At 70.4% G+C, this 21646-nt stretch carries 29 protein-coding genes; 18 read left to right on the top strand and 11 right to left on the bottom strand.

What is annotated here, in order from left to right; genetic code table 11:
* Window position 1: 1 nt before the first annotated feature.
* Window positions 2-703 (top strand): hydrogen peroxide-dependent heme synthase, encoded by a 702-nt coding sequence (hemQ, locus tag A3CQ_RS0119055; RefSeq protein WP_020512545.1) that lies wholly within the window; start codon window positions 2-4, stop codon window positions 701-703.
* Here the strand turns inward: hemQ and A3CQ_RS0119050 are convergent.
* On the bottom strand, window positions 675-1136 hold the full coding sequence (locus A3CQ_RS0119050; protein ID WP_020512544.1) for a GNAT family N-acetyltransferase: 462 nt from the start codon (window positions 1134-1136) through the stop codon (window positions 675-677). The genes hemQ and A3CQ_RS0119050 overlap by 29 nt on opposite strands.
* A 100-nt stretch (window positions 1137-1236) precedes the next feature.
* Here A3CQ_RS0119050 and A3CQ_RS0119045 point away from each other — a divergent pair, with 100 nt between their 5' ends.
* The 5 genes from A3CQ_RS0119045 (at window position 1237) to A3CQ_RS0119025 (ending at window position 4177) form a co-directional block, all read left to right on the top strand.
* The gene (locus A3CQ_RS0119045) at window positions 1237-1512 is read left to right on the top strand and encodes an isoamylase early set domain-containing protein (RefSeq protein ID WP_026205876.1); all 276 of its coding nucleotides are present in this window, start codon (window positions 1237-1239) and stop codon (window positions 1510-1512) included.
* Between the two features lie 43 nt (window positions 1513-1555).
* Window positions 1556-1783 (top strand): hypothetical protein, encoded by a 228-nt coding sequence (locus A3CQ_RS0119040; protein WP_020512542.1) that lies wholly within the window; start codon window positions 1556-1558, stop codon window positions 1781-1783.
* 66 nt (window positions 1784-1849) lie between these two features.
* On the top strand, window positions 1850-2650 hold the full coding sequence (locus A3CQ_RS0119035; RefSeq protein ID WP_020512541.1) for a thymidylate synthase: 801 nt from the start codon (window positions 1850-1852) through the stop codon (window positions 2648-2650).
* Window positions 2647-3117, top strand: a complete 471-nt coding sequence (locus A3CQ_RS0119030) for a dihydrofolate reductase (RefSeq protein ID WP_026205875.1) — start codon at window positions 2647-2649, stop codon at window positions 3115-3117. Before A3CQ_RS0119035 ends, A3CQ_RS0119030 begins: the two co-directional genes overlap by 4 nt.
* Before the next feature lie 16 nt (window positions 3118-3133).
* A complete protein-coding gene (locus A3CQ_RS0119025; RefSeq protein WP_020512539.1) occupies window positions 3134-4177 on the top strand; it encodes a glycosyltransferase family 2 protein in 1044 nt (347 codons plus the stop codon).
* Here A3CQ_RS0119025 and A3CQ_RS0119020 read toward each other — a convergent pair.
* On the bottom strand, window positions 4101-5204 hold the full coding sequence (locus A3CQ_RS0119020; protein ID WP_026205874.1) for an MBL fold metallo-hydrolase: 1104 nt from the start codon (window positions 5202-5204) through the stop codon (window positions 4101-4103). The genes A3CQ_RS0119025 and A3CQ_RS0119020 overlap by 77 nt on opposite strands.
* A gap of 143 nt (window positions 5205-5347) precedes the next feature.
* Here A3CQ_RS0119020 and A3CQ_RS0119015 point away from each other — a divergent pair, with 143 nt between their 5' ends.
* The 6 genes from A3CQ_RS0119015 to A3CQ_RS0118990 all read left to right on the top strand — a co-directional run bounded on the left by A3CQ_RS0119015 (window position 5348) and on the right by A3CQ_RS0118990 (window position 10190).
* Window positions 5348-6805: a deoxyguanosinetriphosphate triphosphohydrolase family protein gene (locus tag A3CQ_RS0119015; protein WP_020512537.1), complete on the top strand. Its 1458-nt coding sequence runs from the start codon at window positions 5348-5350 to the stop codon at window positions 6803-6805.
* A 19-nt stretch (window positions 6806-6824) separates the two neighbouring features.
* Complete coding sequence (locus A3CQ_RS53385; RefSeq protein ID WP_211216642.1) at window positions 6825-7199, top strand: ribosomal maturation YjgA family protein; 375 nt, start codon at window positions 6825-6827, stop codon at window positions 7197-7199.
* Between the two features lie 7 nt (window positions 7200-7206).
* Window positions 7207-8022, top strand: coding sequence for an ArsR/SmtB family transcription factor (locus tag A3CQ_RS0119005; protein ID WP_245577268.1), 816 nt, complete (start codon window positions 7207-7209; stop codon window positions 8020-8022).
* Window positions 8023-8150: 128 nt separating this feature from the next.
* A complete protein-coding gene (gene abmR, locus A3CQ_RS0119000; RefSeq protein ID WP_026205873.1) occupies window positions 8151-8705 on the top strand; it encodes an ATP-binding transcription factor AbmR in 555 nt (184 codons plus the stop codon).
* Between the two features lie 397 nt (window positions 8706-9102).
* Entirely contained in the window at window positions 9103-9825 is a 723-nt protein-coding gene (locus tag A3CQ_RS0118995) for a HipA family kinase (protein WP_026205872.1), read from the top strand.
* The gene (locus A3CQ_RS0118990; protein WP_020512532.1) at window positions 9822-10190 is read left to right on the top strand and encodes a DUF3037 domain-containing protein; all 369 of its coding nucleotides are present in this window, start codon (window positions 9822-9824) and stop codon (window positions 10188-10190) included. Before A3CQ_RS0118995 ends, A3CQ_RS0118990 begins: the two co-directional genes overlap by 4 nt.
* A gap of 272 nt (window positions 10191-10462) precedes the next feature.
* On the opposite strand, the gene A3CQ_RS0118985 is transcribed toward A3CQ_RS0118990, so the two are convergent.
* Window positions 10463-11314 (bottom strand): transglutaminase-like domain-containing protein, encoded by an 852-nt coding sequence (locus A3CQ_RS0118985; RefSeq protein ID WP_211216641.1) that lies wholly within the window; start codon window positions 11312-11314, stop codon window positions 10463-10465.
* A gap of 2 nt (window positions 11315-11316) precedes the next feature.
* Window positions 11317-12153, bottom strand: a complete 837-nt coding sequence (locus tag A3CQ_RS0118980; protein ID WP_020512530.1) for a MerR family transcriptional regulator — start codon at window positions 12151-12153, stop codon at window positions 11317-11319.
* Window positions 12154-12263: 110 nt separating this feature from the next.
* Here A3CQ_RS0118980 and A3CQ_RS0118975 point away from each other — a divergent pair, with 110 nt between their 5' ends.
* Together A3CQ_RS0118975 and A3CQ_RS0118970 are read left to right on the top strand one after the other, a co-directional pair.
* A complete protein-coding gene (locus tag A3CQ_RS0118975; protein WP_020512529.1) occupies window positions 12264-13331 on the top strand; it encodes an ATP-dependent DNA ligase in 1068 nt (355 codons plus the stop codon).
* Window positions 13332-13396: 65 nt separating this feature from the next.
* A complete protein-coding gene (locus A3CQ_RS0118970; protein ID WP_020512528.1) occupies window positions 13397-14956 on the top strand; it encodes an alpha/beta hydrolase in 1560 nt (519 codons plus the stop codon).
* On the opposite strand, the gene A3CQ_RS0118965 is transcribed toward A3CQ_RS0118970, so the two are convergent.
* Window positions 14907-15365, bottom strand: a complete 459-nt coding sequence (locus A3CQ_RS0118965; RefSeq protein ID WP_040432606.1) for a potassium channel family protein — start codon at window positions 15363-15365, stop codon at window positions 14907-14909. The genes A3CQ_RS0118970 and A3CQ_RS0118965 overlap by 50 nt on opposite strands.
* A gap of 48 nt (window positions 15366-15413) precedes the next feature.
* On the opposite strand from A3CQ_RS0118965, the gene A3CQ_RS0118960 reads away from it, so the two are divergent.
* Window positions 15414-15869, top strand: coding sequence for a GNAT family N-acetyltransferase (locus A3CQ_RS0118960; protein ID WP_026205871.1), 456 nt, complete (start codon window positions 15414-15416; stop codon window positions 15867-15869).
* A gap of 128 nt (window positions 15870-15997) precedes the next feature.
* Window positions 15998-16348, top strand: coding sequence for an STAS domain-containing protein (locus tag A3CQ_RS0118955; protein WP_157296065.1), 351 nt, complete (start codon window positions 15998-16000; stop codon window positions 16346-16348).
* 3 nt (window positions 16349-16351) lie between these two features.
* Here A3CQ_RS0118955 and A3CQ_RS0118950 read toward each other — a convergent pair whose 3' ends face one another.
* The 4 genes from A3CQ_RS0118950 to A3CQ_RS0118935 form a co-directional block, all read right to left on the bottom strand.
* A complete protein-coding gene (locus tag A3CQ_RS0118950) occupies window positions 16352-16783 on the bottom strand; it encodes an ATP-binding protein (protein WP_020512524.1) in 432 nt (143 codons plus the stop codon).
* Between the two features lie 73 nt (window positions 16784-16856).
* On the bottom strand, window positions 16857-17885 hold the full coding sequence (ligD, locus tag A3CQ_RS0118945) for a non-homologous end-joining DNA ligase (protein WP_020512523.1): 1029 nt from the start codon (window positions 17883-17885) through the stop codon (window positions 16857-16859).
* Window positions 17886-17940: 55 nt separating this feature from the next.
* Entirely contained in the window at window positions 17941-18471 is a 531-nt protein-coding gene (locus A3CQ_RS60920) for an LPXTG cell wall anchor domain-containing protein (RefSeq protein WP_157296063.1), read from the bottom strand.
* Window positions 18472-18565: 94 nt separating this feature from the next.
* A complete protein-coding gene (locus tag A3CQ_RS0118935; protein ID WP_020512521.1) occupies window positions 18566-19021 on the bottom strand; it encodes a hypothetical protein in 456 nt (151 codons plus the stop codon).
* 76 nt (window positions 19022-19097) lie between these two features.
* Here A3CQ_RS0118935 and msrB point away from each other — a divergent pair, with 76 nt between their 5' ends.
* Window positions 19098-19505, top strand: a complete 408-nt coding sequence (msrB, locus tag A3CQ_RS0118930) for a peptide-methionine (R)-S-oxide reductase MsrB (protein WP_020512520.1) — start codon at window positions 19098-19100, stop codon at window positions 19503-19505.
* Window positions 19506-19551: 46 nt separating this feature from the next.
* Here the strand turns inward: msrB and A3CQ_RS0118925 are convergent, their stop codons facing one another.
* On the bottom strand, window positions 19552-19788 hold the full coding sequence (locus A3CQ_RS0118925; protein WP_026205870.1) for a hypothetical protein: 237 nt from the start codon (window positions 19786-19788) through the stop codon (window positions 19552-19554).
* Between the two features lie 187 nt (window positions 19789-19975).
* Between A3CQ_RS0118925 and A3CQ_RS0118920 the strand changes: the two genes are divergently transcribed.
* Window positions 19976-20635, top strand: a complete 660-nt coding sequence (locus A3CQ_RS0118920) for a cytochrome P450 family protein (protein WP_020512518.1) — start codon at window positions 19976-19978, stop codon at window positions 20633-20635.
* On the opposite strand, the gene A3CQ_RS53380 is transcribed toward A3CQ_RS0118920, so the two are convergent.
* Complete coding sequence (locus tag A3CQ_RS53380; protein ID WP_020512517.1) at window positions 20621-21625, bottom strand: tetratricopeptide repeat protein; 1005 nt, start codon at window positions 21623-21625, stop codon at window positions 20621-20623. The genes A3CQ_RS0118920 and A3CQ_RS53380 overlap by 15 nt on opposite strands.
* Between the last annotated feature and the right edge of the window lie 21 nt (window positions 21626-21646).

The raw sequence follows: 21646 nt of genomic DNA, 5'->3' as shown, positions 1-21646 counted from the left end.
GATGAGCGAGCAGACGAACGCGGCCAGGATCAACGAGCTGAACGCGACCATCCGGTACACGATGTGGTCGGTGTTCCGGGCCGCGACGCCGCTGCCGCCGCTGCGCGACGAGCTGGCCGGCGAGGTCGACGGCCTCTTCGACCAGCTGACGGGCAAGGACGTCACGATCCGCGGCACCTACGACGTGTCCGGCCTGCGCGCCGACGCCGACCTGATGATCTGGTGGCACTCCGGCTCGCCGGACGCGCTGCAGGAGGCGTACGGGCTGTTCCGCCGGACCGCCCTGGGCCGGCACCTGGCGCCCGTCTGGTCGCAGATGGCGCTGCACCGGCCGGCCGAGTTCAACAAGAGCCACCTGCCGGCGTTCCTGGCCGGCGAGGAAGCGCGCTCGTACATCTGCGTGTACCCGTTCGTCCGCTCCTACGAGTGGTACCTGCTGCCCGACGAGGACCGGCGGTTCATGCTGGCCGAGCACGGGAAGATGGCGCGCGGGTACCCCGACGTCCGGGCGAACACGGTGGCGTCGTTCGCGCTCGGCGACTACGAGTGGATGCTCGCGTTCGAGGCCGACGAGCTGCACCGGATCGTCGACCTGATGCGTGACCTGCGGGCGTCGACGGCGCGGCGGCACGTGCGCGAGGAGGTCCCGTTCTACACGGGCCGCCGCCGGTCGGTCAGCGAGCTGGTTGCGGCGCTGCCCTGACCATGGGTATGTGCGGAATGCCGTCTTCGTCAAATTCCGGACCGTTCTGTTCGTATCCGAATTTGGCGTAATAATCCCCGAGGTGCGCCTGGGCATTCAGCACGCTCGGGCGATCACCGATGACGTTCAATGCCTCGGCGATCAGGCGGCCGGCCAGCCCAGTGCCGCGGGCGGCCGCCGCGGTCACCACGCGGCCGATCCGCGGCGTGCCGTTTATGTCCAAGATTCGCACGTACGCCGCGACCTCGCCCGCCCGTTCGATCCACAAATGCCGGGTGTCCGGCGCGGGGTCGAGCCCGTCGATGTCGAGGTAGACGCAGTCCTGCTCGACCACGAAAACCTCGCTCCGCAGCTTCAGGATCGCGTAGAGCGTGGTCGTGGCGAGCTCGTCGAAGGATGCCGAGCGCAGGTCGCCCGCGGGTGCCGGTCGCATTGGCCGATCGTATTGCGGCGCGCCGTCACCCGTATCGTGGCCGCCCGTTGTAGGGATAGAAGCCCGAGCTGTGCGTATTCGGCTTTGCGTGGAGGTCTTCATGATCAAGAAGAGCAGGCTGTTCGGCAACAAGACCCGGGTTACCTTCTGCCTCCCGGCGGACGCCCCCTCCGGACCGGTCAGTGTCGTCGGCACGTTCAACGGGTGGGAGCCGGGCGCGCACGAACTCAAGCCGCGCCGCGACGGGACGCGTACGGTCAGCGTGCCGCTGTCCCCGGGCCACTACTCGTTCCGCTATCTGGCCAGCGACGGCGTGTGGCTCGACGACGAGTTCGCGGACGCGGTCGGCCCGCACGGCAGCGAACTCCGTTTGTAGCCGAAAGCCGGAAATTTCCTCATCTCTGGTTAATCATGGCGGCATGACCACCATGTACGAGACCTCGGACCTGCACAAGCGCGTCGCGCGGTACGAGGCCGCGCTGGATGAGCTGCGCGCGGCGCATCAGGACATCCGGAACATTCTGGTCGACCAGGTGCTCTACGAGCGGTGGCAGCAGATCGGCGCCGAGCTCGGGTTCGCGGCCGCCGCGTCGGCGCAGGCCGGCGCGCAGCCCAATCAGCAGATGTCGGAGGCGTGGGCCGGCTGAGACACTCCGTCGTCGTCACCCTCCTGCCACCGGGGTGACGCCGGCGGAGGCGCTAGTTTTGCTGGCATGGCTGTCGACACCCAGTACGAGGACCTGCTGCGCCGGGTCCTGGAGACCGGAACCCCGAAGTCCGACCGCACCGGCACCGGCACGGTGAGCCTGTTCGGCGAGCGCCTGCGGTACGACCTGTCCCAGGGCTTCCCGCTGATCACCACGAAGCGGACGCACTTCAAGTCGATCGCCGTGGAGCTCCTGTGGTTCCTGCGGGGCGACAGCAACGTGGGCTGGCTGCGCGACCAGGGCGTCACCATCTGGGACGAATGGGCCGACGATTCCGGCGAGCTCGGCCCGGTCTACGGCGTGCAGTGGCGCTCGTGGCCGATGCCCGACGGCAGCCATGCCGACCAGATCACCGGCGTTCTCGAGACGCTCCGGCAGAACCCCGACTCCCGCCGGATGATCGTTTCGGCCTGGAACGTGTCCGACCTGCCCGAGATGGCGCTCGCGCCGTGCCACGCGCTGTTCCAGTTCTACGTGGCCGACGGGAAGCTGTCCTGCCAGCTCTACCAGCGCAGCGCCGACCTGTTCCTCGGCGTGCCGTTCAACATCGCCAGTTACGCGCTGCTGACCCAGTTGGTGGCGCAGCAGGTCGGCCTGGGCCTCGGTGACTTCATCTGGGTCGGCGGCGACTGCCACATCTACAACAACCATGTCGAGCAGGTCACCGAGCAGCTGAGGCGCACGCCGTTCGAGTTCCCGACGCTCGAGATCGCGAAGGCGCCGTCGCTCTTCGACTACAAGTACGACGACTTCACGCTGGTGAACTACCAGCACCACCCGGCCCTGAAGGCGCCGGTGGCGGTGTGACCGTACACATGATCTGGGCCGAGGCCCGCGACCGTGTGATCGGGTCGGCCGGCACCATCCCGTGGCGGCTCCCCGGCGAACAGGCCATGTTCAAGGAGCGCACGATGGGCGCCACCATCGTCATGGGCCGCGCCACGTGGGAGTCGCTGCCCCGGCGCCCGCTTCCCGGCCGGCGGAACGTGGTGCTCACCCGCGACGCTTCCTACGCCGCGCCGGGGGCGGCCGTCGTGCACTCGATCGACGAGGTCGACTCCGCGGAGGACGTCTGGGTGATCGGCGGAGAGGCGATTTACGCCCTGTTTCTCCCGAAAGCCGACCATATCCTCCGTACCCGTATAGATCTGGACGTGGCGGGGGATACGCGCGCCCCGGCGCTGGGCACCGAGTGGGTGGTCACGATCACGACCGGCTGGCAGAACGCTCCCAACGGCCTACGATACGTAACCGAGGAGCTGACGCGCGCCTGATCCCGTGGGAGGTGCGATGTCGCGACTGACAATCTCGGTGGTCGCGCCGATGTACGACGAGCGAGCCGTCCTGGACCAGTTCGCGGCCCGGCTGCGCCCGGTCCTCGACGGGCTCGGCGAGCCGTACGAGGTGATCGCCGTGGACGACGGCAGCCGCGATGCCACGGTGGCCCGCCTGTTGCAGCTTCGCGCCGACTGGCCCAACCTGCGGGTCCTCTCGCTGCGGCGGAACGTGGGCCACCAGGCGGCTCTCTCGGCCGGGTTGCACGCGGCGTCCGGCGACTGGGTGGTCAGCATCGACGCCGACCTGCAGGATCCGCCGTCGGTCATCGCCGAGATGCTGGCCGCGGCCCGTTCGCGGGGCGTCGACGTCGTTTACGGCGTACGGGCGGATCGTCGCTCTGATTCGGTCTTCAAGCGCGGCACGGCGTCGCTCTACTACCGCCTGATGCGCCGTCTGGCCGGGCCCTGGGTGGGCGACCAGGCCGGCGACTTCCGGCTGATGAGCCGGGCCGTGGTGGACGTGCTCAACGACCTGCCCGAGCAGCGTCCCGTGTACCGCCTGGTGGTGCCGTCGCTCGGGTTCGCCGCGGCGGAGGTGCCGTACACCCGCGCGCCGAGAGCGGCCGGCGAGACGAAGTACCCGCTCGGCAAGATGATCCGGCTGACGCTGGACTCCATCACCGGCTTCTCGGCGGCCCCGCTGCGCATCGCCACCTGGCTCGGCATGATCAGCTTCCTGGTGTGCCTGGCGCTGATCGTGGGCGGTTTCGCGGCCTGGGCGGCGGGCGGCACGGTCCCGGGCTGGACGTCGCTGTACATCGCCGTGCTGCTGCTCGGCGGCATCCAGCTGATCTGCCTGGGCCTGCTCGGCGAGTACATCGGGCGGATCTATGCCGCCACCCAGAACCGCCCGCCCTACCTGGTCGCCTTCGACACCAGTACCGACAATGGTTTCGACACCGGTGACGACGGCCTCGAGCTCAGGCGATCGCCTGCCACCAGCCATCCACCGCCGGCGGATTGTCGACGTCAACCCGCTCGCCAGGCCGAGGTATAGCCAGGCGGACGTCGCGGGCCTTGGCCTCGGCCCAGGCGCGGTTAGCGGGCTCGGGCCACTCGTGCAGGGCCAGGTTGAACGTGGCCCAGTGCACCGGGATCATCAGACCGCCGCGGACATCCTGGTGGGTGGCGACGCCGTCCTCCGGGATCATGTGGATGTCGGGCCAGGCATCGCCGTACGCGCCGATCTGGATCAGGGTGACGTCGAACGGCCCGTGCTTCTCGCCGACCTCGGCGAAGCCCGGGAAGTAGCCGGTGTCGCCCGAGTAGAAGACCCGCCGCGACGGCCCGTTGATGACCCAGCTGGTCCAGAGCGTCTCGTCCCGGGTGAAGCCGCGCCCGGAGAAATGCCGGGCGGCGGTGGCGATGAACTCCAGGCCGGCGACCTTGGCCTGCTCGTTCCAGTCGAGCTCGATGATGCGGGTGGCCGGAACGCCCCACCGCTCGAGATGAGCCCCGACGCCGAGCGGCACCAGGAACGGCGCGGCCTGCAGGTCCACGAGGTTTTGGATGGTCTCCATGTCGAGGTGGTCGTAGTGGTCGTGGGAGATCAGCACGGCGTCGAGCGGCGGCAGGTCGCGCAGGGCGACCGGCGGCTCGTGCAGGCGTTTCGGCCCGGAGAGGCGACTGGGCGAGCAGCGCTCGCTCCAGACCGGGTCGAGCAGCACCCGGCGTCCCTCGATCTCGACGAGCGCCGAGGAGTGCCCGTACCAGGTGATGTGCAGGCCCTCGGCGTCCAGCCCGGGGTCCGGGCTCACGAGCGGGATGGGCAGCCGGGGGTGCCGGGACTCCCGGTCCCGGAACGCGGCCACCGCCAGGCGGGGCATGGACGAGGGCATCAGCTCGGTGGCCGGGACGGAATTGCGGAACTTGCCCCCCGCGAACTGCGGCGAGGCCAGGACGCGAGCCAGCCGATCGCCCTTGGCCTTCCCGCCCATCTGCCGCGGGATGTCCCTGGCCACCCACGCCGCCGCCCCTGCCAGGGCCAGCGCCACCAACGCTCCGGTACGTCCTCGCTTCGCCATCTGCCCAGTCTGACGAACTGACCTGGGGATCCGCCAGCCGCGCAACCACGATGCCACCGTCCGGCCCGGTGACTATCGACACCCATCACAATCCTCAGATCCAGCGGCCGTACGCCGGGCGGCGGTCGGTAACGTTGCCGGGCATGGACGAATCGCGGGCCCGCCGGCTCTTCGGGGAGAGCCTGGTCGCACCGGGTGACCTCGCCTCCAGCCCGTTCCGGGTCGACCGGGACCGGATCGTCAGCTCACCGTTCTTCGCGCGGCTGGCGGGCGTCACCCAGGTGATCAGCCCGGGCGGGGCCGGAAGCCTCGTGCACAACCGGATGACGCACAGCCTGAAGGTCGCGCAGGTGGCACGGGCGATCGCCGAGCGGGTGACCGTCGCCGACAAGTCCGATCTGTCGGAGAAACTGGGCGGCTGCGACCCCGACGTGGTCGAGGCGGCGTCGCTCGCGCACGACCTCGGGCACCCGCCGTTCGGGCACCTCGGCGAGCGGGTGCTCGACCAGCTGGCCCGGCAGCGGCTGCGGATCCCGGACGGATTCGAGGGGAACGCGCAGTCGTACCGGATAGTGACCAGCACGGAGATCCGGGGGCAGGCGACGATCGGGCTCAACCTGACCAACGCGGTGCGGGCGGCGATCCTGAAATACCCGTGGACCCGGCACGGCGACGCGCGGTTCATGGAGCCGCCGCCGCGGGGGGCCGCGGCGCCGCCGGACGACCCGGACGGCGGCTCGGCCAAGTTCGGCGCGTACCTGACCGAGGTCGACGACATGCTCGCCGCCCGGGAACCGTTCGCGGGGCGGGTCGCGGCGTGGCAGCAGACGGTCGAGGCCTCGGTGATGGACACGGCGGACGACATCGCGTACGCCATCCATGATCTTGAGGATGTGCACCGGGTCGGCGTGCTCCAGCAGGGCGCGGTCGCGACGGAGTTGATGTCGTGGCAGCGCTGGGGGCCGGCCACCGACCTGGACCGGGCCGGCGGCGCGATCGAGTCGCTGCGCCGCCAGCTGCACCGCAAGGACGGGTGGATGGCCGACGACGAGGCGTTCGCGGCCGCCGTCGAGCTGGTGCGGGCCGAGCTGGTCGACGGGCTGCTGGCCCGGCCGTTCGACGGGTCGCTGGAGGCGGAGGCGCAGGTGGCGGCGTTCTCGGCGACCTGGACGCGGCGGCTGGTCGAGTCGGCCGAGCTGGTCGAGCAGCCGGCCGTGCGCTCGGGGCACGTGCAGCTGGCCACCGCGCAGTGGCACGAGGTGCAGGTGCTCAAGTTCGTGCAGAACCGGTTCGTGCTGGCCCGGCCGGACCTGGCGCTGCACCAGCGGGGGCAGGCGAGGCTGCTCGCCTCGCTGGTGGAGGCGCTGCTGTCCTGGCTCACCGACCCCGACGAGGCGGAGCGCATCCCGCGGCGGCTGGGCGACCTGGTCGAGCTGGCCGAGACCGAGCTGCCGGAGGGGACGCCGGACCGGCTCGGGCAGGCCCGCGGGCGCGCGGTGATCGACTTTGTGGCCGGGCTGACCGACAACCAGGCGGTGGCGCTGATGGAGGCGCTGACGGGGCACTCGCGGCAGCTCTGGACCGATGCTTTCGTCCTCTAGGGCGCTGCGGGTCTTCGGCTTGGCCTTGATTGTGGGGTCGCTCGGCCTCGCCTTCGCGATCCGGCTGGTGACCGGGACGGCGGTCGAGACGACCGGGCTGCTGGAGCAGATCTCGGGCACGGCGCTGTACGCGTCCGCGTTCTACGGCGGACTGCTGGTGCTCTGGCCGCGAGGTCGTGCGGTCGTGCTCGGGCTGATCTCGATCGGGTTCTGCTGGGCGGTCGAGTTCTTCCAGCTCAGCAGTGTTCCGGCCGCGTTGTCGGCGCACAGCGTGGTGGCGCGGCTCGTGCTCGGGCGCAGCTTCGATCCGTACGATTTGGTGTGGTATGTCGTGGGTGTGCTTCTCGCGATGGCTCTCCATCACTTGACGTTATGCAGGTCCGAGACTGCATAATGGGGTCGTGAGCGGTGACATGGACCGGGTGTTCCGGGCGCTCGCCGATCCCTCTCGGCGGCGCCTGCTCGACAGCCTGCGGAAAGACGATGGGCAGACGCTCGGGCAGCTGTGCGGTCAGCTCGAGATGGCGCGGCAATCGGCCACCCAGCATCTCGCCGCTCTCGAAGAGGCGAACCTGATCAGCACGGTCCGTCGCGGCCGGGAGAAGCTGCACTACCTCAACCCGGTCCCGATCTACGACATCCTGCAGCGATGGCTCGCGCCGTTCGAGCAGCCCCGGCTGCGGACGCTGGCGGCCATCAAGCAGAGTGCGGAGGAGCTCGACATGACCGACAAGCCCGACTACGTGTACGTGACGTACATCCAGAGCACGCCTTCGCGCGTGTTCCAGGCGCTGACCGACGCCGATCTGACCGCCGATTACTGGGGCCACTCGAACGTCTCGGACTGGCAGCCCGGCTCGACATGGGAGCACGTGCGGACCGACGGCTCCGGGATCGCCGACGTCGTGGGCAAGGTGCTCGAGTCGACCCCGCCCTCCCGCCTGGTGATCACCTTCGAGGAGCCCGGGGCCTCGGAGCCGGCGCCCGGCGGCCCGTCCCGGGTCACCTTCGACATCGAGCCCTACCAGGACATCGTCCGCCTGACCGTGATCCAGGAAAACCTGGCCGACGATGAGGCGTTCCGCGCGATCTCGCACGGCTGGCCGGCCGTCATGGCCAACCTGAAGTCCCTGCTCGAGACCGGCCACGTGCTGTCGCAGCCGCCGTGGGAGATGCACGCGGATCTCCGCGCGGCCCAGATGGCGAAGCAGGGCTGACTTTCCTCTGCCCGGCTTCCGCCCGGCTTCGGTCCGGCTTTGGCCCGGCTTCCGCCCGCAGCGAACGTGATGGCAGCAAACGCTGTAACGGTGTAATCCTGTAATCACGTTCGCAAGGGGAGGTTGGAATGCGTTTTCGTCCCGCACCACCGGGAGGCCGTGCCGAGCCACCCAACGCCGATGACGCCGCCGCCTGGGTGACCGGCGCCGTTCCCGACGGTTGGTTCACCGAGCGCCCCGAGATCGTCGTGGACCGCGACGAGATCATCATCTGGGCCCGAGTGCCCGAGCCCGACCTGGGCCCGGACGCCACCGACGCCGACCGGGCAGCCGCCCAGGCCGGCCGCATCAATCAGTTCCGCGAGGACACCCGAGACGACCGCATTAGGGTCGCCCGCCAGATCGAGCACCACTACCAGCGCAAGGTCGCCTGGGGCATCCGCTGCGGCGACACCAACGAGTTGTTCACCCACCTGGCCGCTCCTGTAATGACGCGCCTGCGCCAGCCCGAGCGCCAGATCCTCGACACCCTGGTCGACGCCGGCGTTGCCCGCTCCCGCTCCGAGGCCCTGGCCTGGTGCGTGAAGCTGGTAGGCCAGCACACCGAGGAGTGGCTGGCCGACCTACGCCAGGCCATGACCAAGGTCGACGAACTCCGCCGCCAGGGCCCCAACACCATCTGACCCACCAATACCGCCACCGCGGGCCGCCGGCCGATGCCGACGGCCCGCACGCGCATCCGAAGTTTGCGGTCACGCTCGCGTCGCGCCCGCCCGGTTTTCGGTCACGCCCGCGCGTCCCGCCCGCCCGGGGTTGCGGTCACGCCCGCGCGTCGCGTCACGCCCGCCGGGGTTCGGTCACCCGCGTCGCGCCCGGCGCCCGGCCCCAGCCGCCACGACGGTCACCCGGGGTTGCGGTCACGCCGCGTCGCGTCGCGCCCGCGGGGTTGGCGTCACGGCCGCGTCGCGTTACGCGCCACGCCCGCGCGGTCGCAGCGGTGGGCGCGGGCGGCGGGTGGGTCGTGGCGGCGGGTTGGGGCGATGGCGGGGGTGGTGATCGGCGGCCGTTAGGGTGGGCGGCGTGTTGCGTGAGGTTACGGCGCTGCGGTATGTCACGCCGCTGCGGGAGGGCGGGTCGCTGCCCGGGGTGGTCGAGGCCGACGACCTGGGGACCTATGTCGTGAAGTTTCGCGGGGCGGGGCAGGGGCCCAAGGCGCTGGTGGCCGAGGTGATCTCGGGGGAACTGGGACGGCGGTTAGGGCTGCCGGTGCCCGACCTTGCGGTGGTGCACCTGGACCCGATCGTCGCGCGGGCGGAGCCGGACGAAGAGGTCCAGGAGCTGATCAAGGCGAGCGCGGGGGCGAACCTGGGCATGGACTTCCTGCCGGGGGCCCTCGGATACGACCCGATCGCGCACCCGGTCGACCCGGCGCTGGCGTCGCGGGTCATCGCCTTTGACGCGTTCGTCGAGAACGTCGATCGCAGCTGGCGCAACCCGAACCTGCTGATCTGGCACAACGCCCTCTGGCTGATCGACCACGGGGCCACCCTTTACTTCCACCACAACTGGCCGCGGGCCGCGAGCGTGGTGCATCGGCCGTACAAGTGGGACGACCACGTGCTCAAGCCGTACGCCACGGCGCTGGCGACGGAGGGGCCCGCGCTCGCCGAGCGGGTGACGCCCGGCCTGCTGGCCGAGGTTGTGGCCCTGGTGCCGGACGAATGGCTCGACGACGGCGATCGCGACGCCTATCTGAACCACCTGTCGGAGCGGGCCGCGCAGCCAGAGGCGTGGCTGCCATGAGAATCCCGTACGAGTACGCCATCATTCAGGCCTGCCCTCGGATCGAACGCGGTGAGCTGATCAATGTCGGCGTGATGCTTTACAGCCAGCGCCTGGACTTTCTGGCGGCGCGCACGCACCTGCACGAGGAGCGGCTGCGCTGCCTCGACCCGGAAGCCGACGTGGACGCGATCGCGGCCGCCCTCGCCTCGTGGGAGGCCACCTGCACCGGCGCCGGCGCGGCGGCCGAGATGAAGCCGGGCGAGCGGTTCCGCTGGCTGGTCGCCCCGCGCAGCACGATCCTGCGGGCCGGCCCGGTGCACATGGGCCTCGCCGCCGACCCGTCCGCCGAACTGGATCGCCTGCTCGAACTGCTGGTGCGATAGCCGACCCGCGGCTTGGCGACCCGCCCAGCTCAGGTGGCGGACGGCCCCGGTCAGGCGGCGCGCCGCCCACGTCAGGTGCGCGCCGCCGTGCCAACTGACGCGGCGTCGCGCGCCAGCCGGGTCCGGCCGCGCACCGGCAGGGTCAGGTCGAATGTCGCCCCGGGTCAGCTGGCGTGCCGCCTTCGGGTCAGCTGGCGTGCCGCCCTGGGTCAGGTGGCGCGACGGCTGGGTCAGGGCCGGGCGGCGGCCGGGTCAGGGTCGCGGCGGCCGGGTCAGGTGGTGGGCTCTCGGCGTAGGTCGGCCTGGGACTCCGGGGCCACGGGGGAGGCGCAGGTTACGTGGGTGCCGGGGTGCAGGCGGGGGTCGGTGGCGTAGTGCTCGGCCAGCTTGCGTTCGGCGGTGGTGTCGCCGGCGTCGGCGGACTGGAGCAGGTCGGCTATCTCGTCGATCAGGGTCAGGTCGCCGGTCAGTTCGCGGGACATGCCGCCCCACAGGTCCCACAGCAGGAGCTCGTCGCCGTGGCGGTGGGCCAGTTCGGTGATGACGTAGTTGCGGACGAACCAGTCGCCGCGGACGTCGTCGAGGCCGGGGTCGACGCCGAACTGGTTGACGTCGATCTCGCCGCGACGGTAGGACGACCAGACCTGCGAGGCGGGGCGCAGGCCGCCGGGGGCTAGCCGGACGTCGGCCACGTCGATCTGGGTGTCGGTGGCGACCCAGCGGGCGCCGTCCCAGTACTCCGCGACGACGTGGTCGTAGTGCCAGTGCGGGTCCAGGTAGTCGGCGAAGCCGATGCGGCTGCGGGCCGGGATGCCCTTGTGCCGCAGGGCCGAGACGGTGAGCAGCGTGAAGTCGCGGCAGCAGCCGACGATGCGCTGCTCGGGCGGGCGCGGCTCGGCCAGCGGCGTGTCGAAGCGGCGGCGGTCGGCGTCGAGCAGGCGGTCGGCCCAGCGGCTGTCGATCTCGGTGAGGCGGTCGGGCGGGAACGGGATGCCGGACGCGCGATAGTGGACGACGATGTTGCGGATCACCTCCCCGATGCCGCCGGGGTCGTCGGGCAGCGCGTCGAAGAGGGGCGCGTGGGCGCGCGGGTCGGAGAACCGGGTCTGTCGGGTGTAGTCCATGTTCACTCCTGGATCGGTTGGGCCACGTGCACGAAGGGGTCGGTGCCGGAGATCTGGTCCCAGTCGTTCAGGTAGATCTCGCGCTCGGGGCCGCTCGGCACGAGCCCGTGCCGGAGGGCGTGGGTGGAGACGGCCTCGTAGGCGTGCATGATGCGCGGATAGAAGGCGTCGTCGCGGGCGACGGTCGTGTAGACCTCGCGGTGCGCCGGCTCGACGCGGATGACGATCTCGCCGGTCGGCTCGGCGGCGCCGGTGAACGGCAGGCAGACCTCGATCGCAGCGTCGTTGTCGGGGGTGACCGGGCCGTGGTACAGCACCCAGAACTCGGGCGTGGTGACGGCGCGCTGCTGGTCGAGGTGGTTGCGGATCGCCCACTCGCAACTGCGCATCGTCTGGACGAGGGTGTTCTGGTACACCTCGACGCACACACTGGCGACCTTGGTGGTGGGGACATCGCGGGCACTCACCTCGTACGTCTGCTCGGGGGAAATGACGCCGTGCGCGAGCTGACCGCGGAGCCAGGCCACGCTGCCACGCCGGTTTTGCATGATCGCCTCCTGAGCGGCCCACCAGCGGTCGAGACGCAGCACGGCCTCGTCGTCGGGCGCGTCGAGCACCTCGGGCATCACCGACAGCGGCATCTCGACGCGACGCAGCAGGCTGATGCGCCGGGCACGGTCGAACTGGTCGGCGCGATATCGGCGATAGCCAGTGGCCGGATCGACGGAGTCGGCCCGCAGCAGGCCGGAGACGTCGTAGAGCCGGAGCGCCTTGACCGACAGCCCGGCCCGGCGGCCGAACTCACCGATGGAGAGCGTTTCGAGGTGGCGGGTGGTCATGGATTGAAGTCTGGACTCTCCCCTTGGGGGAGAGTCCAGACCTGTGGACAACGAAGTGGCCTGTGGACAAGGGGCTACCGGATCGCGGCGGAACGGGCAGACTGGGTCCCATGGATCTGCCGATCAACCCGCCAGTCAAGCCGATGCTCGCGAAACCCGTCGCGGAGATTCCGCCCGGGCAGGTGTACGAGCCGAAGTGGGACGGCTTCCGCTCGATCATCTTCCGCGACGGCGACGAGGTGGAGATCGGCAGTCGCAACGAGAAGCCGATGACCAGGTACTTCCCCGAGGTCGTGCGGGCCGTGCTGGCCAACTTCCCGGAACGGGCGGTGATCGACGGCGAGGTGATCGTGGCCGACACCGAGCGCAACACACTCGACTTCGAGGCGCTGCAACAGCGCATCCATCCCGCCGCGAGCCGGGTCAAGCTGCTCAGCGAGCAGACGCCGGCCAGCTTCGTGGCGTTCGACCTGCTGGCGATCGGCGACGAGGACCTCACCGAGCGGCCCTTCGGGGAGCGCCGGGAACGGCTCCTCAACGTACTGAAGGATGCGCAGCCACCGGTGCACATCACCCCGGCCACCGACGATCTTCCGACCGCGCGGCGGTGGTTCGCGGAATTCGAGGGCGCCGGGCTCGACGGCTTGATCGCGAAGGGTCGCGACCTCACCTATCAGCCCGACAAGCGGGTCATGACCAAGATCAAACATAAGCGTACGGCGGACTGTGTCGTCGCCGGGTACCGCGTGCACAAGTCCGGCGAGGACCGGATCGGCTCGCTGCTGCTCGGCCTCTATGACGAGCGTGACGTGCTGGTCTCGGTCGGCGTGATCGGCAGTTTCCCGATGGCGGTCCGCGAGGAGCTGTTCCGCGAGATGCAGCCGCTGGTCACGACGTTCGAGGGGCACCCGTGGGACTGGGCGGCCCACGAGCAGGGCGAGCGCACCCCGCGCAAGAACGAGTACAGCCGGTGGAACAACGGCAAGGACCTCTCGTTCACCCCGCTGCGGCCGGAGCGGGTGGTCGAGGTGCGCTACGACTACATGGAGGGCATCCGATTCCGGCACACGGCGCAGTTCGAGCGGTGGCGCACCGATCGCGAGCCCAGCTCATGCACGTTTGAGCAGCTGGAACGGCCTGTGCAGTTCAATCTGGCCGAGGTGCTGACCAGCCGCTGAGAAATCTTGTCGGACCGAGCGGTTAACCTCGGACCCGCAAGTACAGCCGTCGAAAGGCCCTCATCGTGCCGCGTCGCCTCCGCCTGGTCGCCGGACTCCTGCTCGCGACGGTTCTCGCCGTCGCCGGGTGCACCGTGCCCACGTTCGCACCGGACGGGTCGGGCGAGTCCACGCCGGCCGCCGGCGGCTCGGCCGTGCCCAGCGGCACCGCCGACTGGCAGGACTGCTCCGACATCCCGCAAAAGCTGGTCGGCACCGCGGCCAAGGGGATGACCTACGACTGCGCCACCGTCGACGTGCCGCGCGACTGGAACGACAAGGGCTCCGGCGAGACGTACGGCATCTCGATGATCCGCGTCCGGTCGAAAACGCAGAAGAACCGCATCGGCTCGCTCCTGATCAACCCCGGCGGCCCCGGCGGCTCCGGTGTCGACCTGGCGGTCTACCTGTCCTTCGGCGAGGCGCTCGGCGGCCTGCCCACCGAGATCACCGACCGGTTCGACATCCTCGGCTTCGACCCGCGTGGCGTCGGCCGCTCCGACCCGGTCAAGTGCATCAGCGACGCCGACCAGGACGCGAACTTCGGCTCCCCGCCCGACCCGGTCACCCAGGCCCAGTTCGACAGCTTCGTCGCGCTGAACAAGAAGATCGTGACCGGCTGCGGCAACAAGTACGGCGACCAGCTCGTCACGTTCTCCACCGAGCAGGCCGCCAAGGACATGGACTCGATCCGCACGGCGGTCGGCGACGAGAAGCTGACCTACCTGGGCTTCTCCTACGGCACGCTGCTCGGCGCGACCTACGCCCAGCTGTTCCCCACGCACATCCGGGCCATGGTGCTCGACGGCGCGGTCGACCCCAAGCAGACGTACGTCCAAGGGTCCGAGACGCAGGCGAAAGGCTTCGAGCGCGCGTTCACGAACTTCAGCAACTGGTGCCGGCAGACGCCGGCGAAATGCCCGATCGCGCCCGACGCGCGCAAGGCGGTAAACGACGCCATGGCCGCCGCCGAGAAGAACCCCGTGCCGTACGAGGACGGCCGCAAGGCGACCCCAGGCTGGATCTTCCTGGCCGTGATCTCGTCGCTCTACACGGAGTCGGGCTGGGCGGCGGTGGCCGGGGCGGTGTCCGCGCTCAAGGAGGGCAACGCCAAGGGCATCTTCAACCTCGCCGACCAGTACGCGGAACGCGAGCCCAACGGCGAGTACAGCAACCTGTTCGATGCGAACCTCGCGGTGAACTGCTCCGACACCAAGGATGTGCCGAGCGTCGACGAGATCCGCAAGCTGCAGGGGGAGTGGCGCACGAAGTACCCGATGTTCGGCGGCTCGCTCGCGGTCGGCATGCTCTCGTGCAGCCTCTGGCCCGGCGAGCGCGACCCGTACCCGGCCGGCCCGGCCACCGGCGCCCCGCCGATCGTCGTGGTCGGCACGACCGGCGACCCCGCCACACCGTACGAGAACACCGCCGACCTGGCGAGCATGCTCGGCGTCGGGCACGTGCTGACGTGGGAGGGCGAGGGCCACACGGCCTACCCGAGCACGCCCTGCATCGTGAAGGCGGTCGACAACTACCTCATCGGTCTGACGGTGCCGCAGGAGGGGCTGCGGTGTCCGGCAAAATGACCCCCTCGCGCTCGGCGAGGGCCTCGAGCAGCACCTTCACGCGGCGCAGGTTGTGCTTGAGCTCCTCCTGCTCCTCGTGGCGGAAGGCGTCGGCGTCGACGATCAGCTTGCTCGCGAAATGAGCGGTGATCAGCGGGATGACCAGGAGCACCATCACCGAGATGAGGATCCCGGCCAGCAGCCGTCCCTCCCAGGTCTTCGGCGAGATGTCGCCGTAACCGACGGTGGAGGCGGTCACGATCGCCCACCAGAGCGAGTCGCCGATGGAGGCGCTCTTCTCGAAGTAGTGGTAGGCCGTCGCGCAGACGACGATCAGCATGGCGTAGGCAAGGATCAGGGTGCGCGGTGAGTTCGCCAGCCAGACGACCCCGCGATAGATCCTCCGGAACGGCGTGAGCAGGACGTGCATGACCAACATCGTGCCCGAGCGGCGCACGTGTCCGGGAGGTGACGAGTGGTGAGATTCCGGTTGGCCGAACGGGCCGACGTCCCCGCCGTCCTGGCGTTGCTCGCCGACGACGAGATCAGCCGGGCCCGCGGGTTCGGTGTCGTGCCCGAGGAGGTCGACGCCAAGACCTGGGCGGCGTTCGAGGCCATCGACGCCGACCCGGGCAACGAGCTGATCGTGGGGGAGGACGACGGCGGGATCGTCGCGACCTGCCAGCTCACGTTCACGCCGGGGCTCAGCCGCGGCGGCGGGTGGCGGATGACCGTGGAGGCGGTCCGGGTGCGGTCCGACCTGCGCGGCGGCGGCATCGGCCGCCGGCTCATGGCGTACGCGGTGGACCGCGCCCGCGACCGAGGGTGCCGACTCGTGCAGCTCACGACGGACAAGCGGCGCACGGAGGCGCATCGCTTCTACGAGTCGCTGGGCTTCGTCGCCTCTCACGAGGGCATGAAGCTGGCTCTTTAGCGCCGGGCTCCACCCGCGTGATGCGGTGGTGGTGTCGACCGGCGCCTCGACCTAAACTGTCGGGGCGGTCGAAGGACCGTCGCTGCCCGGACCACGGCAGCCTTACCCTCGTCGGTGCTGCTCCTTGGGTGGAAGCCGCGGTTGCTATGGCTGCAGATGCGTGTGTGGTGTCCGTCCGGGTCCTGCCGGACGGCGACACGATGTGGATTCGTATCATCGGCGCCGTGGACGTGGGTTCGGCGCTGGCGCTCAGCCGGGCCGTCGATCGGGTCCGGGACGCGCGGCCCCGCACGATAATCATTGATCTCGCCGGCGTCACCTTTGCCGGATCCGTGCTCGTTCACTTCCTGATCGGGATCCACGCCGCCGGGCGTCGTTCCCGGATCCGCCTGCTGCGGGCGAGGCCGGTGATCCGGGTTGTGGTCGCCGCGACCGGCGTTGACCAGTTCGTCACTTTTGACGGAGATCTCCCGGGTTAGCCGCTAGTCGGGCGCGTTGAAGCGTGCCCACACGTGTTTGGTGGTGGTTGTCGTGTACCAGCCGACCTCGAGCGCCAAGGCGCGGGCCAGCACGAGTCCGAGTCCGCCGCCGGTCGGCCGGTTCTGCCGTGTGTCGTCGAGCCCGGCAGCCGGGTCATGATCGACGACGTCGATGAGGTAGTCCGGGCCGGCGCGGCGCAGCACCACGATCGTGGGTGGCAGGCCGTGTTTGAGGGCGTTGCTGGCGAGCTCGGTCGCCACGACGAGCATGCTTTCCGCGGTCTCGTCCAAGGCGTGACCGGCCGGGACGGACGCGGGAGTGATCGACTCGAGCAGCGACGCGCGCAGCGACTGCAGCTGGGTCGCGTCGTCGAGAACCCAGCGGCAGACCTCTGCCTCGAAGCCGGGGGCGCGAGGCGCGGGTTCGGGGACCATGGAGAAGGTATGCCCCCGGCGTGGCCGGATCATGTTGACGCGCGGCGGGCAATCCCCGGCCGGGAACGGAGATCTACTCCTTCGGCCAGTTCGCGGGGTTGATCCGGCTGGGCTGCACGCGGGGTGGCTCGCCCGGCATCTTCGGGTGGTCGGGCGGGTAGGGCATGTCGCCCTGGCCGTTGCGCTCGTCGCGCTCCGACCACTCGAGCAGCGGCGTGATGTCGTGGGCCACGTCGTCGATCGAGGCGTGCGGATCCCCGATCTTGGCGAACCGGGGCGGGACCGTGCGCAAATCGAAGTCGTCGGGCTCGACCTGGCTCAGCTCGTCCCAGGTGACCGGCGTGGAGGCGGTGGCCCGGCCGTTGGCGCGCAGCGAGTAGGCGCAGGCGATCGTACGGTCGCGGGCGGTCTGGTTGAAGTCGATGAAGACCTTCTCGCCGCGCTCCTCCTTCCACCAGGCCGTGGTGATCCGGTCGGGGCTGCGCCGCTCCACCTCCCGGGCCAGCGCGATCGCGGCCCGCCGCACCTGCACGAACGACCACTGCGGGGCGATCCGGATGTAGACGTGCACGCCCCGGCCGCCGGATGTCTTCGGATAGCCGATCCAGCCGAGATCGGCGAGCACCTCGCGGACCACCTGGGCGGTGGCGACCACCTCGGCGAAGCCGGTGCCGGCGTGCGGGTCGAGGTCGATGCGCAGCTCGTCGGGGTTGTCGACGGCGGCGGCCCGTACCGGCCAGGGGTGGAAGACGATCGTGCCCATCTGCGCGGCCCAGGCCACGTGGGCGAGGTCGGCCGGGCACAGCTCGTCGGCGCCCCGGCCGCTCGGGAAGGTGATCCTTGCCGTCTGGATCCAGGGCGGGACGCCGCGGGTCGGGATGCGCTTCTGGAAGAACGCCTCGCCCTCGACGCCGTCGGGAAAGCGCTGCAGGGTGGTGGGCCGGTTGCGCAGGGCGCGCAGGATGCCGTCGCCGACGGCCAGGTAGTACTCGAAGACGTCGCGCTTCGTGTAGCCCCGGCTCGGGAAGACCAGCTTGTCCGGACTGCTGAGCCGGACGGTGTGGCCGGCGATCTCATGCTCTTCCGCTACGGCTTTAGGCATGCACCGACCCTAACGAAAAAGGGCCGTCCGGCGGACGGCCCTTTCCAGCCCAAGATCAGGCGCTGCGGCGACGCCGCGTGTACCAGACCGAGGCCGCGCCGCCGGCGACCATCAGCGCGCCGAGCGAGATGATCGCGCTCGCCGGCGCGCCGGTCACCGGCAGGGCGTGGCCGGCGCTGACGCCACCACCCGTGCTCGAGCTCGGCGCGGGCGTGGCGCCCTGGACGCTCGTGCTCGGCGTGGTGGCCGTGGAGGTCGTCGGTACGGTGGCCACGTGCGCCGACGGCGTGGTGGTGCTCGGCGCCGGGCTCGTGGGGCTGGTGGTGGCCGGTGTCGTGGCCGGCGTGGTCGGCGTGGTCGCGTACCCGCCGTGGCCGCGGGTGTGCCCGCCGCTCGGGGTCGTCGTGCCGGCGCCGGTCGCGGTGCCGCCGTAGTCGCAGTTGTCGCGCTGGGTCTGGGCGCATGGAGTCGCGGTCGCGGCCGGGCGGGCCGGGTGATCGACCGTGGCCAGGGCCGGCGAGGCGGCAAGGGCCAGGGCGGCCGCGGCGGGCAATCCGGCGACCAGAATCCGACGAGTAGCACTCATGAGGAGTTATCCGTTCTGTGGCGGTATTTCCAGGTCCGGAGGGGAGCTTAGCGGCAATTGCCCGATTTACCCCCTAACACCCCCCGGCGGGTCATCATCCCGGAAGACCACCGAAACGGTGACTCCGCCACATATAGGACAAAGCGAACATTTTTACCTCGAATCGAGGGTCGGCGGCGAACAATCCACCGGTGTACGGGGCCCGCAGCTGGAGGCTCGCGCCGGAGTCGAGATAGACCGAGACCACCGTCCGGCCGCCTCGGCGCTCCTCCCGGACGTCCACCACCCGATTCCACGGCGCGAGTCCGTCGGCGAAGACCGAGCGGGTCCGGATGCCGCCCGCGCAGATCTCGACGCCAGTGCGCCGGCCGACCGCGACGCCGACCGCCGCGCCCACTGCGGGCGGTCCGAAGGCCAGCAACGCCCATACCCACCCCGGCGGCCCGGCGACCACGGCGATCGCGGTGGCGAGCGCCGCGATGATCATGCCGACGTAGAGGCCGTGGCCGAAGGACTGCCGCTGAGTGGGGTGGAACGATGCATCTTCCATGTTCCCGTCAACGGGTGTGGGAATGACAACGGCCGCACGTGGAGTGCGTCGGCACCCATCGACGTACCTTTGAAGCATGGCAACAAATGACACCACCCTGCCCACCACCGAGGACGAGTGGCGGGTCCGCCTCAGCCCGGACGAGTTCCGGGTTCTTCGCCAGGCCGGGACCGAGGCGCCCTGGTCCGGCGAGTATGTCGACACCAAGACCGAGGGAACTTACGACTGTCGCGCTTGCGGCGCCGCGCTCTACCCGAGCGACTACAAGTTCGACTCGCACTGCGGGTGGCCGTCCTTCGACGACGCCATCCCGGGCGCGATCAAGGAGATCGAGGACCGCAGCCTCGGCATGGCCCGGGTCGAGATCCGGTGCGCCCGGTGCGACTCGCACCTCGGGCACGTGTTCCGCGGTGAGCACTTCACGGCGAAGAACACCCGTCATTGCGTCAACAGCCTGTCGATCCGGCTGGAGCCGAAGGCCTGACGCGGCCGAATGGCCGGCCGACCCACATGGGGTTGGCCGGCGTTTTTTATCGGGCGGCGTTGAAGGCGGCGGCGAAGAGCAGGCCCAGGATCACGAGCGCACTGGTGAGGAACTGGACGGTGTGCACCAGGGCGTCGCGGCGGGTGGAACGCAGTGCCTGGCGGGCCTCGTGCAGGTCACGCCACGTCGAGTGGCCGCGGCTCAGGCGGTAGCCGACGACGATGACGGTGGCCGCGGTCAGCACGGCGGCGGCGGTGACTGCGGAACTCTGGTGGGACGACATGCCGAACCCCCTGGAGATGCGTAGCCGGGATGAAAGGCCAGTGTGCGGGGACTCGACCGGGGCAATCCAGAGGATTCCGCGCCCTATACGGCCATAGACCTCTCATTACGACATAGACCTTTTGTCGGGAATCTGTCAATGGATCGTTCGGCGGAGACCGAACCCGGACGCCGCTAGCGTCCGGGGCATGCGGGAGATTCGCGGCCACGATGCCGCCCTTGCGGTGCTGAACGACCCACGCTTCGTGGTACCGCCGGTGCCGTTCGCCGAGACGGGCGTCGGCTGGCTCCGGGCCACCGTCGGCCGGTTCGCGACCGGGGACGATCATGACCGTCGCCGCGCCCTGTCCGAGGCGATCATCCGGACGATCCCGCCGGCGCCGGCGAGCAAAGGTCACCCGGTCGAGGTGCTGGCCCGCGCCATGGGCATCGAGCCGCCGGTGGCCGACCTCGTCCGCGACGTGGCACAGGCCTACCAGCCGGGCAGTGGCGACGACACCCGGGCCGACGCCGCGGTCGAGCGGCTGATCGCGATCCTCGGCGGGGAACGGTCGGAGTCGACCGCCGCCCGCATCGGGGTGCTCGTCCAGGCCTGCGACGCCACGGCGGCTCTGCGGGAGCGGGTCAGGGATCGGCCGCTGGACGACGTTCTTCGCGACGATCCGCCGGTACGCGCCACCAAGCGCCAGGCCACTGTGCCGGTCACGGTCGGCGGCCTGGACGTCGGCGCCGGCGAGGTCGTGCTGGTCGAGCTGCGCGGCGACCTCGCCTTCGGCGCCGGCCCGCGGCGCTGCCCGGGGCAGGCGCTGGCGCTGGCCCTGGTGAGCGGGGACTCAGGCGGCCGGTGACCAGGAGTCGATCGACGATCGGAGGTCTTCCACCTCGCGGTGGCCCTCGTCGAGCAGCCCGGCCACGTCACCCCGCAGGGCGTTCATCGCCTGGGTGGCCTCGAACTGCCGACCGGCCCGGGCGTGCAGGTCGGCCGCGAGGAAGCGCAGCGTCAGCGTGTCCAGGTGGGTCGGCCCCAGCACCCGGCGGTAGTCGCCGAGCAGGCGGTCGACGCGGGTGAGCGCCTCGGCGTACTCCCCGGTCTCGGCCAGCAGCCCGGCCAGCTCGACCTCCACCTCGAACACTTCGGGCGAATCATCGCCCAGCGTCCGGCGGAAGTCGTCGAGCAGCGGCCGCAGATCGGTCACCGCCCGCGCCGGATCGATCGTGCCGATGATCTCCACGAGCGCGATCCGGGTGTTCAGCGTGTCGCGATGGTCGGCGCCGAGCACCCGCTCGTAGTCGGGGATGAGCTCGCGCAGCGTGTCGGCCGCGCCCGCCGGGTCACCGGCCGCGTCCTGCCAGAACGCGACCGCGTGCCGGGTGGCGAGGGTGTTCTGGTCGTCTTCGCCGAGGACCCGGCGCCGGACGGTCAGCAGGTCGCGGAAGCCCGAGAGCGCCCGATCCGGGTCGCCCGCTCTCCCGTACGCCCAAAGAAGGTTGTTGGTGATGGTCAGGGTGTCCGGATGCTCCGGCCCGAGCCGCTCGACGGCCGTGGGCAGGAGGCGCTCCCAGTACGTCACCGCCGCGGGCAGCAGGCCCTGATGGGGAAGGCTGTTCCCGGCGCGGAACACCACCGGGTGCAGTCCGCCCTCCCAGAGCGTGCCGCGATCGCTTTCCAACAGCCGATCGACGGCGGCGCGCAGCCGATCGACCAGCGCGGTGTCCCGCTCGACCTCGGGCCAGGCCGCCAGCAACGCGTCGGCCGCGCCACCGGGGTCGTCCCGCATCATCTGTTCGAAGTCGTGCTGCCACGACTCCGGATCCTCCGCCCCAGAAGGATGGGTCATGGCCGGATGTGATCACACGAC

Origin of the sequence: Paractinoplanes globisporus DSM 43857, assembly GCF_000379645.1 — a bacterium.
Lineage (GTDB): Bacteria > Actinomycetota > Actinomycetes > Mycobacteriales > Micromonosporaceae > Actinoplanes > Actinoplanes globisporus.
Note: the sequence above shows the minus strand (reverse complement) of the source record. Positions and strands in the feature narration are given on the sequence as shown.

What these genes read in the sequence shown, in the direction of transcription:
- A3CQ_RS53380 (WP_020512517.1), bottom strand. Translation starts at nt 21,625, where the DNA reads ATGACCCATCCTTCTGGGGCGGAGGATCCGGAGTCGTGGCAGCACGAC.
- hemQ (WP_020512545.1), top strand. Translation starts at nt 2, where the DNA reads ATGAGCGAGCAGACGAACGCGGCCAGGATCAACGAGCTGAACGCGACC.
- A3CQ_RS0119035 (WP_020512541.1), top strand. Translation starts at nt 1,850, where the DNA reads ATGGCTGTCGACACCCAGTACGAGGACCTGCTGCGCCGGGTCCTGGAG.
- A3CQ_RS0118950 (WP_020512524.1), bottom strand. Translation starts at nt 16,783, where the DNA reads ATGGTCCCCGAACCCGCGCCTCGCGCCCCCGGCTTCGAGGCAGAGGTC.
- abmR (WP_026205873.1), top strand. Translation starts at nt 8,151, where the DNA reads ATGCGTTTTCGTCCCGCACCACCGGGAGGCCGTGCCGAGCCACCCAAC.
- A3CQ_RS0118920 (WP_020512518.1), top strand. Translation starts at nt 19,976, where the DNA reads ATGCGGGAGATTCGCGGCCACGATGCCGCCCTTGCGGTGCTGAACGAC.
- A3CQ_RS0119015 (WP_020512537.1), top strand. Translation starts at nt 5,348, where the DNA reads ATGGACGAATCGCGGGCCCGCCGGCTCTTCGGGGAGAGCCTGGTCGCA.
- A3CQ_RS0118975 (WP_020512529.1), top strand. Translation starts at nt 12,264, where the DNA reads ATGGATCTGCCGATCAACCCGCCAGTCAAGCCGATGCTCGCGAAACCC.
- A3CQ_RS0118965 (WP_040432606.1), bottom strand. Translation starts at nt 15,365, where the DNA reads ATGCACGTCCTGCTCACGCCGTTCCGGAGGATCTATCGCGGGGTCGTC.
- A3CQ_RS0118935 (WP_020512521.1), bottom strand. Translation starts at nt 19,021, where the DNA reads ATGGAAGATGCATCGTTCCACCCCACTCAGCGGCAGTCCTTCGGCCAC.
- A3CQ_RS0119045 (WP_026205876.1), top strand. Translation starts at nt 1,237, where the DNA reads ATGATCAAGAAGAGCAGGCTGTTCGGCAACAAGACCCGGGTTACCTTC.
- A3CQ_RS0118990 (WP_020512532.1), top strand. Translation starts at nt 9,822, where the DNA reads ATGAGAATCCCGTACGAGTACGCCATCATTCAGGCCTGCCCTCGGATC.
- A3CQ_RS0119020 (WP_026205874.1), bottom strand. Translation starts at nt 5,204, where the DNA reads ATGGCGAAGCGAGGACGTACCGGAGCGTTGGTGGCGCTGGCCCTGGCA.
- A3CQ_RS60920 (WP_157296063.1), bottom strand. Translation starts at nt 18,471, where the DNA reads ATGAGTGCTACTCGTCGGATTCTGGTCGCCGGATTGCCCGCCGCGGCC.
- A3CQ_RS0118925 (WP_026205870.1), bottom strand. Translation starts at nt 19,788, where the DNA reads ATGTCGTCCCACCAGAGTTCCGCAGTCACCGCCGCCGCCGTGCTGACC.
- A3CQ_RS0119040 (WP_020512542.1), top strand. Translation starts at nt 1,556, where the DNA reads ATGACCACCATGTACGAGACCTCGGACCTGCACAAGCGCGTCGCGCGG.
- msrB (WP_020512520.1), top strand. Translation starts at nt 19,098, where the DNA reads ATGGCAACAAATGACACCACCCTGCCCACCACCGAGGACGAGTGGCGG.
- A3CQ_RS0118980 (WP_020512530.1), bottom strand. Translation starts at nt 12,153, where the DNA reads ATGACCACCCGCCACCTCGAAACGCTCTCCATCGGTGAGTTCGGCCGC.
- A3CQ_RS0119025 (WP_020512539.1), top strand. Translation starts at nt 3,134, where the DNA reads ATGTCGCGACTGACAATCTCGGTGGTCGCGCCGATGTACGACGAGCGA.
- A3CQ_RS0119050 (WP_020512544.1), bottom strand. Translation starts at nt 1,136, where the DNA reads ATGCGACCGGCACCCGCGGGCGACCTGCGCTCGGCATCCTTCGACGAG.
- ligD (WP_020512523.1), bottom strand. Translation starts at nt 17,885, where the DNA reads ATGCCTAAAGCCGTAGCGGAAGAGCATGAGATCGCCGGCCACACCGTC.
- A3CQ_RS0118985 (WP_211216641.1), bottom strand. Translation starts at nt 11,314, where the DNA reads ATGGACTACACCCGACAGACCCGGTTCTCCGACCCGCGCGCCCACGCG.